This window comes from Verrucomicrobiia bacterium (assembly GCA_036405135.1).
Taxonomy (GTDB): Bacteria; Verrucomicrobiota; Verrucomicrobiia; order Limisphaerales; family JAEYXS01; genus JAEYXS01.
The window spans coordinates 44,419-59,568 of sequence record DASWYF010000026.1; the positions used below are offsets into that span (position 1 = coordinate 44,419).

The following is a 15,150-nucleotide window of genomic DNA, read 5'->3' on the forward strand; positions in this document are numbered from 1 at the left end:
AGTGGGGACAGATTCGGAGGAGAAAGGCTGAAGAAATGGAGTGGCCAAGAAAAGTTTTGATCGCATCGTTGTGCGTGAACGTGGGGCTGGGTGTCGCTTGGGCGGCGTTGTCTCAACGCAAGGAGACGCTCGCGTCCACTGCGGATCTGCCGGATGTTGCGAAGGAAAAGAGGATGGCACGCGCAATCATCTCTCCACCAGCCGGCCAGAAGACGACACCCGGTGCCACTGTGAAGCTCGATTTTGATTGGGTGACGGTGGAATCGGAGGATTTTAAAAAATATATCGCGAACCTGCGCGCGATCGGCTGCCCGGAGCTCACGATCCAGGACATCATCCTGGCGGAGCTGGATTATATCTACGAGCCGAAGATGAATGCGTTGAGGGGAGCGCATGTGCCGGTGCCGCCGCAGAAATTCTGGCGGGATAACGCCCCATCCCCCAATCCCCAGCGCGCGCCCAACGCCGATGCCGAGATCAAGCGCCTGTTCGAAGAGCGGAAGGCGCTGGTGAAAGAACTGCTGGGCAAGGAGGAAAAGCCGATGCGCTCGGCGAACAATTACTTCGAGGACAACCTGCAGAGCCGTCATGCGTTTCTTTCTCCGGAGAACTTGGAGAAGATGCATCAACTGGAGTCCAAGTATGAGAAGCTGGGCGGAGCAGCCAGCAAGGAAACGGGGTATAAGAACGAGGAGGCGCGCCAGAAGATGCTGGCCGAGATGCGGACCTTTCTCACACCGCAGGAGATCTTCGAGTACGAGATCCGCACGTCGAATCTGTCCAAGCAGTTGCGGAACTCGTTAAAGACGGCGGGACTTTCGGAGCACGAGTTTCGTGCGGTGTTTGAAGCGAATTACGAGGCTTATCAACTGGGTGCGACCGGGAAGGCAGATCCCCAAGAGATGCAGGCAGCCAAGCAGAAAGCGGAGCTGGCTGTGAAGGAAACGCTGGGGGAGGAACGCTACACCGATCTGGAACGCAGCAAGGATTACAGTTACCGGCAGTTGATGGCGGCGAGCAGTTTTCTCGGTTACGACCGGGAGGCCGCCTTGCGCGTGTATGCGATGAAGGATGACACGGAGAAAGCCGCGCGGGTCCTGGCCCAAAATCAGAACCTCTCACCCGAACAGCGCCAAAAGGCCATGCAAGAGATGGTCGCGACGGCGGAAAGCAAGATACAAACCGAACTCGGAGCATCTGGGGCAAAGTACTATCTCAAGTCAGGCGGTTCCTGGCTGAGAAACCTGAGTGCCCGCGCGCGCATTCCCCAACCAGCATCGCCATGAATATTTCCTCCGGCTTCATCCTCGTTTCGCTTGGACTGAACGCGGCGCTGGCCGCAGGCGTGGTCCATAAACTCAAGACGCCTGCCGTGATGACGGTACCGCCAGCGGCAGAAGCGCGGGCGGCGGGCGCTCCGGCCCCCGGAACTGCGACGACGGCCATTACTGCACCATCCGCACCAGTTGAGCCAAAGGAGAAACCATTCCACTGGCGCATGCTGGAATCCGAAGATTACCGGCAGTATGTGGCGAATCTGCGGGCCATCAAATGTCCGGAGCAGACGATCCAGGATATCGTGTATGCGGATCTGGAACGGTTGCTGGCAAAGAAATTTCGCGCGTTGAACGCGAAGTACAAGATGAACCGTGACAACACGCACGGGGATTATTGGAAGTCGGACGAAGAGTTTTTGCTGTCGAAGTATGAGCGGGATCGCGAAGGCCGCAAGGTGCATGATGAACGGCGGGAGTCGTTGATCGAATTGCTGGGGATGGATGCCGAGCAGCAGCGGCGCCAACGTCTGGGGCTGGCGGACTACGACAGCAACGTGTATCCGTTCATGAACACGCGGGAGACGGCGGCCATCCGTGATGTGTGGGCTGATTTCAAAGACAGGGAAACACAGGCACAGCAAAAGTACGGCGGTTACCACGGGCCTGAGGCGCGTGAGGAAATGCACCGGCTGGCATTGGAACGGGACGAGGCGGCATCGAAAGCGCTGACGCCCCAGCAAAAGGAAGAGTGGATGCTGCGCGTGTCGCATGTGGCCAACCTCATGAGAAGTTCGATCGGGGCGTTCGAGCCGAGCGAACAGGAATTCCGGGCATTGTATAAAGTGGAGTATGACCAGTATCTGAAGATCGGCCCATACGCCTACATGGGCAGCATGGACCCGGATGATGCAGCGGGGCTGGCACTCAAACAGGAGACGCAACAGGCGAAGGAAGCGGCGATCCGGCAATTGTTGGGAGAAGCAAGGTATCAGGAGTATGCGATGGTGCAGAGCCGGGATTTTCAGGACATGTACCGGTTCGCCCAGAGCAGCGGTCTGGGCAAGGAGGCGGCCACACAAGTGTATCAGATCAAGCAGGCGCTGGACACGGAGCTGGCGCAATTGCGGTCAAACACGGCCTTGGACCCGTTGCAACGTAGTGAGGCGAGCAACGGCCTTTATACGAAAACAGCCGAATCGGTGAAGCAGGTGCTGGGAGAGACGGCGTATAAACGTTATGAGTCGAGTTACGGCGGATGGGTGCGGGGTAGCGTGACCTACGTCCGTTCCGCGAGTGGTGACATGGTGCCGGTGTTCAATCGCAAGTGATCAACCGGCCTTAGAACGGCTGGTCATACTTTGCGGAATACCTTCCACGCTTGCGTGAAGTGGCTGTCCTGAAAACCCAGCGCCCGCTTGATCTGGTAATCGCGCTCGATGACGTTCCGGATCGCCTGGCAACGTTTGAAATCCTCACGCTTCAGCTCACCGCGCAACCACAACCGGTGCCCGAAGATCGGCACCGGAAAATCGCTCCCGTGCAAGATGCGCTCCGCCAGCCCCGGCCGCAGGCACTTCGTCAGATGCGCGCACCGGTTCAACGTGGCGAGCGCACTGCTGTCTCCGTATAATGTCGGATACTTCTCCAGCATCTCGCAGAAGATGTGGAAATATTCCGGGTCACCGATGCCGCTCTTCGTTGCGCAATGCGCCGCCACCACTTTCACTCCGCACTCGAGCGGCAAAGTCATCGTGCGCGGATCGGCAAAAGCCGCATTCACCACGGGCACCGTATGCTCGCCACCCGTGTGCGCCAGCAACGGCAAGCCCGCCTGCGCCATGCGTTCCCAGAACTTCGTGTAACGCTTGTCATTGCAGTTCACGTTGTGGCAGTTCGGCAGCAGTTTCAGCATCACGGCACCACCGGCCAGGCAACGCTCCAGTTCATCCAGGGCATCCGGTCGTGCCGGATGAATGGAGACGGCTGGTAAAAACTCCTCATGCTCGCGGGTCAACTTGAGCAGATACTCATTCGGCACGTAGAAGGAACCTGCCCCTTCGATCTTCCGTCCCTGATCGTCATACACCCAGTCTTGCGCCAGCAACACCAGCTTCTTCAGCGAGGACTCGCGCACCTGCTTCAGCAGGTGCTCCACATAGAGCCGGTCAAAATCCTCCGCCTGCAATTCCGTATGTCCCAGCCCGATGTGGCCGAGCATGAAATTCGCCAACGGCTTGTGCCACCAGCCGCGTACGCGCAACCAGCAGCCGCTGCCTTGCCGGCCATTGCCGACGAGGTGCACGTGCATGTCTATGGGAAGGTCTCCGCTGGTCGCTTTCACTGGTAACCACGCTAAACCAGCATCAGGCCAAAACAAATTGAAATTGCGACTTATGTTTCCATTTGACCTGGATGCAGGTTAGCCCATTTTCTATCCCCATCACCGTGAGCAAACACCGCCAGCCCGGTCCTAGACAGGGAGCAACTCAGTCATGAGCCAGTTGAAGAACATGATCCGTGGCGCGAAGCCCGAGGTGATAATCCTTGAGCAAGGGACGCTTATTCTCGGTCGTGAACCGGGGTGTGATTACCTCGTCCTGCATCCCTCGGTCTCCACGACCCATTGCGAGATACGCAAAGATCATGGACGCGTTTTCATCCGCGACTTGGGCAGCACGAACGGCACCTTCATCAACGACCAACCGGTTAAAGAGGCCGAATTGCAGCCAGATCAAATCATCCGCTTCGGTGAAACTGCCTGGCTGTTTCAAGGCACTTCGTTGCATGTGGATGCCTCTTCTGACGCCCCGGCCGGAGCATCCGTTCCTGCCCCTGCTGAAGCGCCTTGGCCGCTGGTGCCCAACCTCTCCATCAGCGTAGACCGCAAAGCCAAGGAGGCCGAAGCCGCCGCGCTCAAGGACCTGCCACCCGTTCAACGCCCCTGTTACAAGCACCCACGCGTGCCTGCCATCCTCATCTGCCAGAACTGCCGTTCTGAATTCTGCTATGAATGCGTGAATACGCGCCAGACTTCGAAAGGCAAACGCTACTACTGTCATCATTGCAACGGTCGTTGTGAAGACATCGGTGCATTTGAACGCAAACAGGAGGAATTTGCCCTTTTGCGTGAACGGCGTCGCAATCTGTTTCTCTGCCTGGGTGACATATTCCTCTATCCGTTTCGCGGTTGGGGTCCCGTCATCTTGGGCAGCGGCACCGTCATGCTGGCTGCGCTCGTCATCTTGGGACATCTGCTCCGCTTCATGGGCCCATTGAGCATCATCACTACTTTCATGGGTGCGCTCGCCATCTTTGCCTACCTCGTCTCTTACATGCAGCAGGTCGTGCAGGCCTCCGCTAATGGCGATGAACAGATGCCAGACTGGCTGGACCTCTCTTCATGGTGGGATGACATCGGCATCCCCACTCTGCATCTCATCGGCACCATGCTCATCAGCTTCAGCCCCTTGCTGGCCTATCTGATCTTCACGCTCTTTTACTCATCACCATGGATATGGATACCGCTGCTCATCTTGGGCCTGAGCTATTTTCCCATGGCCTATCTGGCTGTCTGCGTCTCGCGCAATCTCTGGACCGCCAATCCCATCACCGTCTGGTATTCCATCTCCCGTGTGCCGCTGAACTACTACCTCGCCTGCATCATCTTTTGGGGCGCGTATTTTACAGGATTCACCATTGATGTTGTGTTGGAATTCATCCCCAGAACGTACTGGCTGCTCGCGGTGGCGATTCAGATATTGAGCATCCCCGTGACTCTCTATCTGTGGATCGTCGAAGCCCGTGTGCTGGGCCTCATCTACTACGGTAACTGGGACAAACTCGGCTGGTACGATGAGAAATATAGCAAGTAGTTGGACCGGGCTCGATGGTAGTTTTTGATGAAGAAAACAGTCTCTGAAGGCCGCGTTTCAGGCCAAAAAAAGAGCGTGGAGAAAACGTAGCCTTACGTGGATTCCGTGCATGGCGGCCCCTGTGCACGCTCCCTACCGTAATGAGAGTTCCATGAAAATTTTACTGACATCGCTCATCGCTGCTTGCGCCGTTCTTCAGGCAGAGGCCAATCCGATCCGCATCCTGCACATCGGCAAAGAAGGCGCTGATTCCGCCAAGCACGCGCACGTGCTCATGCGTGAACTGGGCCGCGACGCCATCTGGTTCGACTACGTGACGGATGAAAAAGCGGTCACGCCCGCGTATGTTGCGAAGTTCGATGCCGTCCTCTTTGATCCCGCGAGCACGGATTTCCCAGCGCTCAAGGATTACAAGAAAGTCATCGTCATCGATTTCTCGGAGACGCCCGCGCGCTGGTCGAGCGAAGAGTTTCTCGGCGGCGTGCGCACGAAGGTGCTGAACACCGTGGGCGAGCAACGTCGCGCTGAGTGGGAGAAGTTTCTGAATCAGCGCGAGCCAGAGAAGCGCGAACCGAGCGCCACCATCGCAAATTACGAGAAGCGCTCCGAGCCGCTCACATTGCAGCATCCATTCTCGGTGAAGGGCAGCATCGAGCGCACGCAAGTGCCGGCGGATATGCGGTTGGAACTCTTTGCTGCGGAGCCAGACATCGCCAAGCCGATCTCGATGGCGTGGGATGAGCGCGGTCGCCTGTGGGTTTGTGAGACGCGCGATTACCCGCATGATGTTAAGCCGAGCGGTGAAGGCAACGACTCCATCAAGATCTGCGAAGATACGAACGGTGATGGCAAAGCGGACAAGTTCACCATCTTCGCCGACAAGCTGAACATCCCCACCAGCATGGTCTTCGTGAATGGCGGCGTGATCGTTTCCCAGCCGCCACGCATGATTTTCCTGAAGGACACGGATGGTGATGACAAGGCGGATGTGCGCCAGGAAATCATGACCGGCTGGGGCATCGGTGACACGCACGCGCAGGCGAACAATCTGCACTGGGGCTATGATAACTGGATCTACGGCTGCGTGGGTTACTCCGGTTACAACGGCAAGGTGAACGGGCAGGATGTGCGTTTTGCCCAAGGCACCTTCCGCTTCAAACGCGATGGCTCCGGCCTGGAATTTCTCCATCAGTTCTCGAACAACTCGTGGGGCCATAGCGCGAATGAATTCGGTGATCAATTCGGCGGCACGGCGAACAATGCCCCGATCTTCTTCGGTGGTATCCCGGCTAGCAGCGTGCCCAAGGGCGTGAAAGTGATGAGCGCCAAGCGCATCAACGTAGAGGACAAGGTTCACACCATCACGCCGAACTTCCGCCAGGTGGATGTCTTCGGCGGATACACCGCTGCTGCTGGCAGTGCGTTCATTTACTCCGGCAACATGCCCGCTCGTGTGCAGGGCAAGGCGATGGTGTGCGAGCCCACGATGAAGACGATCTCGCTCATGGATGTGCAACCAGACGGCGCGGGTTACGTGGCGAAGGATGGTTTCAATCTCGTCGCCAGCACGGACGAATGGATGTCACCGGTATTCGCGGAAGTGGGACCGGATGGTGCGGTGTGGTTCGCGGATTGGCAGAACTACATCATCCAGCACAATCCCACGCCGAGCTATGAACGTGGCGGTTATGCGGCCAAGACGGGTGTGGGTGGCGCCCATGAGAACCCCTTGCGCGATCATGCACGTGGCCGCATCTATCGTGTCGTGTGGGACAAGGCCACGAAACCGGCCATCAAGAGCCTGAGCGGTGCGAACACGGAATTGCTCGTGAGTGCGTTGGGAAATGACAATCCCTTCTGGTGCCTCACCGCCCAACGCATGCTCGTGGAAGGCAAGCGCACAGATGCAGTTCCCGCTTTGAAACGCGCCGTGACGAACAATCTCGTCCGCGCTTCGATCCATTCGCTGTGGACGTTGCAAGGACTCGGTCGACTCGATGACACCACGCATCAAGCCGCGTTGTTGCACAAAGATGCCGCTGTCCGCCGCAATGCCACTCGGGCGCTAGGTAATGATGAGCGTGCGCAAAAACTGTTCTTCAGCGCAGGTGTGGTGAGTGATCCGAATCCCGTCACGAAGCTCGCTGCGTTCGTGAAACTGGCTGAGTTCTCCACCAGCAAGAGCATCCAGACCACGGTGGGAAGTCTGGCGAAGAACACGGGACTGCGCTCGGACGAATGGTTGAACGACGCTGTCCGTCTGCTTGCCAAGAAGCACAATGCGGAGATTCATCGCGAAGGCCCGAATCTGTTGCCGAATCCGGGTTTTGAAGAGATTGGGGCCGATGGTTTTCCGGTCGGCTGGAAGCGCCGGGATTATATGCGAGGCGATCGTGCGGGTGAGGCCGAGTGGGCGGTGGTGAAGGGTGAGGGCAATGTGCATAAGGGCGAATCCGCCGTGCGCATCATCGGCCGCAGCAAGAACAACAGCGCCGTCGATACGAGCTTCTATGCAGACGTGCCGCTGAAGACGAACACGCAGTATCGTCTCTCCGCTTACATCAAGACGCATGCACTGCGCGGCGGCAAGGTGAGCTTGAACGATCACCTGGGTCGCGCGGAGACGGACAAGATCACTGCCCGTGAATCCGATTGGGTGGAGGTGGACACCATCTTCAACAGCAAAGAACGCACGCTCGCGAGCATCAACATCCTGTTCGTGGCCGCCGGTGGTGATGGTTACTTCGATGATGTGAAGCTCTCCGAATTGCTGCCTTTGGAGGAAGAATCCAAGGTGCTCGCGGGCGATGCCAAACGTGGCGATGAGATCTTCCACAAGCATGCGGCAGCGTGCATCCTGTGCCATTCCTTGAAAGGACAGGGCAGCACCGTGGGCCCGGCACTGGATGGCATCGCCTCCAAGAAAGATGCCGCCTACATCAAGCAAAGCCTGCTGGAGCCAAGCGCGGTGCTCGCACCGGGTTACGAACAATTAGAACTCTCTCCCATGCCGCCGATGGGCGACATATTCAACGCGCAAGAACTGGCGGATATCCAAGCATACTTGCAGACGCTGAAGTGAGCAGCGGAGCGTTTTTTGGAAGGTTGCGGTTTCAAATCCAACTATTCTACAATGTGGAAACCGGCGAGGATTACTGGATATCCGGTCCGAAACGGAACGGCAGTGACCGGTTGTATGGCGGGGCGGGCGTGGAGATGATGAAGAGGTGCGGGTGGAGAATTGGGCGGAGATCCGAAGTCAGCCGGAGCGAAGGGATGAAAGGGTAACTTGATAAACAGACATTCTCCAAATGAAGTGCGACGACCCTGAACTACAGCGGTGGATTGATGAACCTGGTTTCAAGCATATCGAGCAGGACTTGGATCTGGTGCTGCCCGCCTGTCTGGATGTCCCCGAGTTGTGCGCTTTGTTGAAGTCACCTGATTTGCCCGAGGACAAGAAGGAATGGGTGATCATGGCACTGGTGGAGGTGGTGGAACATGAGGTCTTCAAAGAGGGAGGTGGCATTGACGAAATCCTGCTCAACCCCATCTCGGAAGTGCTGCGCGAATATGCCGGGCTCTGCCGCAAGGTGATCCCCGATATTGGCTGCGGAAATGACTGGCTTTTATACCAGATCATCAGTGCTGACTTTCCCCATGGATTTACGACTTTGGAAGCTGCGCGGACGGCGGCGTTTGAAGGGTCTTTTCGGAAAGAAATTCGTTGAGTTTGTTGGACTCCATGTACGGCTCTGCTATGGTGCATTTGCTCGACGCACTTGAGTTCTTGATAGTTCAGTCCGCAAGGACGGCTCCATCAGATCTCAAGAAACTGCCAGCGGTTTATCCGCTGGCTTTTTTTATCATTATCTGGCCGGTTGGCAGCAGGCGTCCATGTAAACAGCGACTAAATTTTCTGTCGGCGCAAGTCGCTAAAGGAGCAGTCATTGCACGAAGGGAGGAGCTATGCCATCATGCCGGTGGAAATCCCTGAAACTTGCTGACGTGGCGTAGCGTCTGAAAGAGAACGTGTTATGATCAAGCTCAAAGTTCAAAACTCAAAGTTCAAAGGAAGTTCCAATGACCAAGCTTCAATGGGCGAGGGGGCACCGGTAAGACCACTGGGGCGGGTTTTGAGCTTGGTGCTGCTTTGGGGTTTGGTGATGGGGTTGGGGAGTTTTTCCACGCACGCGGCGGCGACGGCGAAGAGGCCGAACATCATCTTCATCATGGCGGATGACCTCGGTTACACGGATGTGGCGAGCTTCGGGAGCAAGTATTACGAGACGCCGAACATCGACAAGCTGGCGTCGCAGGGGATGAAGCTGCTGAATTATCATCACTGCCAGAATTGCCAGCCGACGCGGGCGGCGCTTTTGAGCGGACAATATGCGCCACGCACGGGAGTTTACACGGTGGGTGGCATCGACCGGTTTGACTGGAGCACGCGTCCGTTGCGGCCGGTGGATAATGTGACGCAGTTGCCGTTGGACAAGATCACGATCGCGCAGTCGCTGAAGAAGGCGGGTTACGCGACGGCGATGTTCGGCAAGTGGCACTTGGGCGAAGGCGGGGATTATCATCCGGGCAAGCGCGGTTTCGATGAAGCGATCAGTTCGGCGGGGAAGCACTTTGATTTCGCGACCTCACCGAAAACGGAGTATCCGAAGGGGCAGTACCTGGCGGATTTCCTGACGGACAAGGCGGTGGATTTCATCAAGCGCAAGAAGGATGAGAATTTCTTCCTGTATCTGCCGCATTTCGGCGTGCATTCGCCGTATCAGGCGAAGCCGGAGCTGATCGAGAAGTTCAAGCAGAAACCCGGCGTGGGCGGGCATAACGATCCGACCTATGCGGCGATGATCTATAGCGTGGATGAGAGCGTGGGCCGGGTGATGGCGACGCTGAAGGAACTCAAGCTGGAGGAGAACACGGTGCTGATCTTCACGAGCGACAATGGCGGCGTGGGCGGTTATGTGCGGGAGGGCATCAAGAAGGCGAACGACCGGACGGATAATGCGCCGTTGCGCAGCGGCAAGGGCAGTCTCTACGAGGGCGGCACGCGCGAGCCGTTCATCGTGCGCTGGCCGGGACTGGTGAAGGCGGGGGCGACGTGCAATGTGCCGGGCATCCATGTGGACATCTATCCGACGTTGCTGGAACTGGCGGGCGGCAAGAAGCCGGAGAATTACATCTTGGATGGCGAGAGCCTGGTGCCGCTCTTCAAGGACGGGAACGCAAAATTGAAGCGTGAAGCGATCTATCAGCATTTTCCGGGTTACTTGGGCGCGGGCGAGAACACGTGGCGTACGACGCCGGTGGGGTTGATCCAGGCGGGGGATTGGAAGCTGATGGAGTTTTTCGAGGATGGCCGGCTCGAGCTGTACAATCTGAAGGATGACATCGGGGAGCAGAACAACTTGGCGGCGAAGAATCCGGAGAAGGTGAAGGAGTTGCACGCGAAGATGATTGCGTGGCGCAAGGAAGTGGGCGCGAAGATGCCGACGAAAAATGAGGTGGCAGCGCCACCTGCCAAATCTGAGGAACCGGCGAAGAAGAAAAAGAACAAGAAGAAGGCGGAGTGATCTGTGAAGAAACGTGCGGAACAGAGCTTTGAGAGCAATTGCAAAGAGCGGATGCGCTTGTGGGGCACCCCTCACCCCGGCCCTCTCCCCTCCGAGGGGCGAGGGTGGAGAGGTCTGCTGGCGTTTTCTTGGCACCGGGCAGATGGCGGGCAGCGGCATGAACGGATTGAAGATATGAAAAAGAATTTCCTGTCGATTATCGTAATTTTGATCTCGCTGATCACGGTGCAGGCGGCGGAGCCGAAGCCGAACATCCTGTTCATCGTGGGGGATGACATGGGGTATGCGGATGTGAGGTTTCATGGGTGCAAGGACATCCCCACACCGAATCTGGATGCGTTGGCGAAGGACGGGGTGAAGTTCACCAGCGGTTACGTGACGGGGCCGTATTGTTCACCGACACGCGCCGGGTTGTTGACGGGGCGGTATCAGACGCGGTTCGGGCATGAGTTCAATCCGGGCGGCGGGACCAGTGGCATGCCGGTGACGGAGAGCACCATCGCGGACCGGTTGAAGGCGGCTGGTTATGCCACGGCGCTGGTGGGCAAGTGGCACTTGGGCTCGCAGGAGATGATGCATCCGCAGAAGCGTGGCTTTGAGGAGTTCTATGGGTTTCTCGGTGGAGCGCACAGTTTCTTTGATGCGGGTGGCATCATGCGCGGCACCACGCCAGTGAAGGAGATGGATTACACGACGGATGCTTTCGGTCGAGAAGCCGTGGCGTTCGTGGAGAAGAACAAAGAGAAGCCGTGGTTCCTGTATCTGGCGTTCAACGCGGTGCACACGCCGATGCACGCCACGGAGGACCGGTTGGCGAAGTTCGCGAGCATCACGGACACGAAGCGGCGCACTTATGCGGCGATGATGTTCGCGATGGATGAGGCGATTGGCAAGGTGCGGAAATCACTGGCCGCCACGGGCCAGGAGAAGCGGACGTTGATCTGCTTCATCAGCGATAACGGCGGGCCGACGATGAACGGGGTGACGGTGAATGGCGCGGTGAACACGCCTTTGCGCGGGTCCAAGCGGACGACGCTGGAGGGCGGGGTGCGGGTGCCGTTTCTGGTGACTTGGCCGGGGCAGATCAAACCCGGCGTGTATGAAAAGCCGGTGATCCAACTGGATCTGCACGCGACGGCTTTGGCAGTCGCAGGAGTGAGCGCGAAACCGGAGTGGAAGCTGGAGGGTGTGAACTTGCTACCGTTCCTCGCGGGCAAGGAAAAGGGCGTGCCGCATGAGGCGTTGTATTGGCGGTTCGGCGAGCAGATGGCCATCCGCAAGGGTGACTTCAAGTTAGTGAAGTATGATCTGGCGGCGGAAGGCGGCAAGGGGACGAGCGCGGTGAAGCTGTATGATCTGGGCAAGGACATCGGCGAGGCGAAGGACCTGGCGGCAACGATGCCGGAGAAGGTGAAGGAATTGCAGATGGCGTGGAGTGAATGGGACAAGACGAATATCAAACCGCTGTGGGGCGGTGGGAAAGCGGATAACGACGGCGCGGAGCCAGGCAAGAAAAAGAAGAAGGCCGATGCTCGGCCGGCCAATAAGGAGTGAGAGTTGTATGAAATCGAATACGCAATTTGAATTCTCACCCCTCACCCTAGCCCTCTCCCCGTTGAGGGGAGAGGGAAATGAAGCAAGCCGCGAAATGATTGCTAGTTTTTAACGCGAACATAATTTTGATGATGAGAACCATGAAGCACTCGTTACTGACACTGACTTTGATCGGCGTGGGCGTTTCGCTCGTCACCGTTACGGCGGCGGATTGGAACCAATGGCGTGGGCCGGGGCGTAATGGCGTTCTGCCGGAGAGCCCGAAGCTGGCGGACACCTGGCCGGCGGAGGGGCCGAAGAAACTTTGGGAGAGCGAGATGATCCCGGGCAATGACGAGGGCGGGCATGGCAGCGCAGTCGTCGCGGGCAAGCGCGCGTATCTCTCCGTGGTGTGGCATACGGATGTGCCATCCGAGACGCGCACGATCACGGACCTCGTGATGCGGAATCTCGGCTACCAGAATCCTGGCGGGCTCGGCAAGGAACTCGCCGCGAAGATGGAGGCGGATCGCGAGGCGCTTAGCCCGCAGATGCGCGGCAAGAAGCTGGACGATTACATCGCGGAATGGATCGAGACGAACCTGAACAAACGGCAGAAGCAGTTGATGAGCGGGTTTGTCTCCGGGCGCTTCAAGAAAGGCAAACTGGCCATTCCGCTGCCGGATTATGAGAAGTTGAACGCGATGCAGGACAAACCGTTCCCGACGGATGCGGCGTTCAAGAAGTGGCTGGATGAGCAGGGCTTCGCAGAGCATGTGAAGAACGAGGTCATCGAAAAAGTGCCGCCGACGCAACGGGTCGCTGAAGATGTGGTGATCTGCCTGGACATCGAGACGGGCAAAACGATCTGGAAGGCGGCTGCGCCGGGCGAGCCGAAGGGTCGCAACTGCTCCAGCACGCCGGTGGTGGCGGATGGCAAGGTCTTCGCGATGGGCAGCACGCATCTCTACGCGGTGGATGCGGACAAAGGCAAAATTCTTTGGTCCACGCCCTTGCCTGCGAAGGCACCGGGCTCCTCGCCGCTCTACACGGAGGGCGTGGTGGTGATCAATGCGGGCAAGCTCACAGCTTATGATGCGGCGACGGGCAAGCAGCTCTGGCAACCGGAGCGCATCGGCGGCGGTCAGTCCTCACCGGTCGCGTGGAAGAAGGATGGAAAGACGCTGGTGATCTTCAACGGGCGGAATGAATTGAGCGCGCACGATCTCAAAACGGGCAAGGAAGCGTGGCGCACGACCGGCGGCGGGGATGCGACACCGTCCATCGTGGATGACGTGCTCGCGGTGCAGACGAAGAACGCGGCGCAGGGATTGGTGGCGTTCAAGCTGAAGCTGGATGGCGTGGAGGAATTGTGGAAGTTCCCGCTGGAGGTGGTCCGCACGCAATCGAGCCCGATCATCTACAATGGTAACGTGTATCTGATGGATGACGGGTATCACTACTGCCTCTCACAGGCGAGCGGCGAGGTGCGGTGGAAGCATCCGGTGCCCTCGACGATTTCATCACCGCTCATCGCGGACGGGAAGGTGTTCGTGATGATGAACAACGGGAACAATCTGCAGATGCTGAAGGCGACGGCGGATCAGCGCGTGGAACTGGGCAAGGCGAACGTGCGGGCGTTGTGGTGTCCGTCACCGACGATCTCGCAGGGGAAGCTGCTCGTGCGGACGAAAGATCGGGTGGTGTGCTATGACCTGCGGGAGAGCTGAGCATCCCTCCAAGCATTAGAGCGGTTTAAAAAATCCTGTCGCCGATTGTCTGGAGAGCGAAGCGGGCGGTCTTTTTGGGTTCTGGCTTCGTTTCGGCTCCGTCACAGGGTCTTTGGAAGCTGCTTCTTCGCCAAATCCACGCCCCACTCGGCCACAGTATTTTTTAAAGCGCTCTAACAGGAGGGACAGGAAGGGGTGAACCGCGAACTACGCGAAAAGGGGACGGGAAAGATGAACCACGGAAAACGCAGAATACACAGAAAGAATTCACCATGGAAACGCGGAGGGAAGATGGCACAAACCCCGACCAAAACGCCGGGGCAAGGAAGGCGCAGACGGCACAGAAGAGGAGAAGAATTTACGATTTTGGACCCCGACCAAAAGGTGCGTGGTAAATTTACGATTTACGAGGAAAGGCAGAGGGGAGTGACCGCGAAACACGCGAACTACGGGAACAGGAAGAGGAGCAGTGGGGATGAGAAATGCGAGTTACGTAAGTTGTGGTTTTTGGATGTTCTTGGTGTCGAAAAGGTTGGGTTTTCATCACAAATTTTAGTGAAAAGAGGTGGTTTTCTTGAGGGTGTTGTGGGATAGATTTAGGTGCTGGCAGCTCGCTGCTGGTAAAGGAAGGGCCGAAGGCCAAGTTTCTGGTTCCTAGTTTTGAGTTTCGGGTTAGGGACCCGGAAGGCTGAAATCCCCGCTGAGTGATTCGATGGAATCGTTTTGGCAATTCCTTATGGGGCCATCATCAGATGATGGGTGCGGGTGAGAACCTTCGGGTGAGCCTTGACGAAAAGAGTTTGGGCTCGAGAGGACTCTCGCCCTACCGGTCTCTGGTAGGATCTGTGGGTGTATCGGGCGGGTGGAGTTGGGGCTCGTAAGCTGGAGGGGGAAAGGGACGCCGGTCGAGAATGGGACCGGGGAATCCTGAGTAGCCACTGCGGAACCAGCCGGGTTTCAAACATCGCTTAATTTGAACTCTCAATCGTAGAGGGGGAGGAATCGATAGCTCGCAGGGGTCGGGTGGTTTCATTGCTCTTTGACATAGTTCCTTGAGCCATCGTCGGATGATGGAGTTGGAAAGTTTTCAGGCCGGTTGCACCGGCAGGCCTATAGGGCACTGAAAACTGATACACCGCTCTTTCTTTTG

General features: G+C 57.6%; 10 protein-coding genes. 8 read left to right on the forward strand and 2 right to left on the reverse strand.

Going from position 1 to position 15,150, the window contains the following annotated elements:
- Positions 1 to 56: 56 nt before the first annotated feature.
- Complete coding sequence (locus VGH19_13670; GenBank protein ID HEY1172411.1) at positions 57 to 1,286, forward strand: hypothetical protein; 1,230 nt, start codon at positions 57 to 59, stop codon at positions 1,284 to 1,286.
- Positions 1,283 to 2,605 (forward strand): hypothetical protein, encoded by a 1,323-nt coding sequence (locus VGH19_13675; protein ID HEY1172412.1) that lies wholly within the window; start codon positions 1,283 to 1,285, stop codon positions 2,603 to 2,605. Before VGH19_13670 ends, VGH19_13675 begins: the two co-directional genes overlap by 4 nt.
- A gap of 23 nt (positions 2,606 to 2,628) precedes the next feature.
- Here the strand turns inward: VGH19_13675 and VGH19_13680 are convergent, their stop codons facing one another.
- The gene (locus VGH19_13680) at positions 2,629 to 3,585 is read right to left on the reverse strand and encodes an amidohydrolase family protein (protein HEY1172413.1); all 957 of its coding nucleotides are present in this window, start codon (positions 3,583 to 3,585) and stop codon (positions 2,629 to 2,631) included.
- Between the two features lie 184 nt (positions 3,586 to 3,769).
- Between VGH19_13680 and VGH19_13685 the strand changes: the two genes are divergently transcribed.
- From VGH19_13685 to VGH19_13710, 6 genes are all read left to right on the forward strand, one after another.
- Complete coding sequence (locus tag VGH19_13685) at positions 3,770 to 5,149, forward strand: FHA domain-containing protein (protein ID HEY1172414.1); 1,380 nt, start codon at positions 3,770 to 3,772, stop codon at positions 5,147 to 5,149.
- 151 nt (positions 5,150 to 5,300) lie between these two features.
- On the forward strand, positions 5,301 to 8,231 hold the full coding sequence (locus tag VGH19_13690) for a PVC-type heme-binding CxxCH protein (GenBank protein HEY1172415.1): 2,931 nt from the start codon (positions 5,301 to 5,303) through the stop codon (positions 8,229 to 8,231).
- A 298-nt stretch (positions 8,232 to 8,529) separates the two neighbouring features.
- Complete coding sequence (locus VGH19_13695) at positions 8,530 to 8,880, forward strand: hypothetical protein (protein HEY1172416.1); 351 nt, start codon at positions 8,530 to 8,532, stop codon at positions 8,878 to 8,880.
- Positions 8,881 to 9,186: 306 nt separating this feature from the next.
- Positions 9,187 to 10,737: a sulfatase gene (locus VGH19_13700; GenBank protein HEY1172417.1), complete on the forward strand. Its 1,551-nt coding sequence runs from the start codon at positions 9,187 to 9,189 to the stop codon at positions 10,735 to 10,737.
- A 174-nt stretch (positions 10,738 to 10,911) separates the two neighbouring features.
- Positions 10,912 to 12,291: a sulfatase-like hydrolase/transferase gene (locus tag VGH19_13705; protein ID HEY1172418.1), complete on the forward strand. Its 1,380-nt coding sequence runs from the start codon at positions 10,912 to 10,914 to the stop codon at positions 12,289 to 12,291.
- Positions 12,292 to 12,431: 140 nt separating this feature from the next.
- Positions 12,432 to 14,000 carry a PQQ-binding-like beta-propeller repeat protein gene (locus tag VGH19_13710; GenBank protein ID HEY1172419.1) on the forward strand — a complete coding sequence of 523 codons (1,569 nt, stop codon included), beginning with the start codon at positions 12,432 to 12,434 and terminating at the stop codon, positions 13,998 to 14,000.
- A 968-nt stretch (positions 14,001 to 14,968) separates the two neighbouring features.
- Here VGH19_13710 and VGH19_13715 read toward each other — a convergent pair.
- On the reverse strand, positions 14,969 to 15,150 hold a 182-nt coding region (locus tag VGH19_13715; GenBank protein HEY1172420.1), incomplete at its 5' end, for a hypothetical protein.

Coding starts and splice junctions, on each gene's coding strand:
- VGH19_13675 (HEY1172412.1), top strand. CDS start 1,283: ATGAATATTTCCTCCGGCTTCATCCTCGTTTCGCTTGGACTGAACGCG.
- VGH19_13680 (HEY1172413.1), bottom strand. CDS start 3,585: ATGCACGTGCACCTCGTCGGCAATGGCCGGCAAGGCAGCGGCTGCTGG.
- VGH19_13685 (HEY1172414.1), top strand. CDS start 3,770: ATGAGCCAGTTGAAGAACATGATCCGTGGCGCGAAGCCCGAGGTGATA.
- VGH19_13690 (HEY1172415.1), top strand. CDS start 5,301: ATGAAAATTTTACTGACATCGCTCATCGCTGCTTGCGCCGTTCTTCAG.
- VGH19_13700 (HEY1172417.1), top strand. CDS start 9,187: ATGATCAAGCTCAAAGTTCAAAACTCAAAGTTCAAAGGAAGTTCCAAT.
- VGH19_13705 (HEY1172418.1), top strand. CDS start 10,912: ATGAAAAAGAATTTCCTGTCGATTATCGTAATTTTGATCTCGCTGATC.
- VGH19_13710 (HEY1172419.1), top strand. CDS start 12,432: ATGAAGCACTCGTTACTGACACTGACTTTGATCGGCGTGGGCGTTTCG.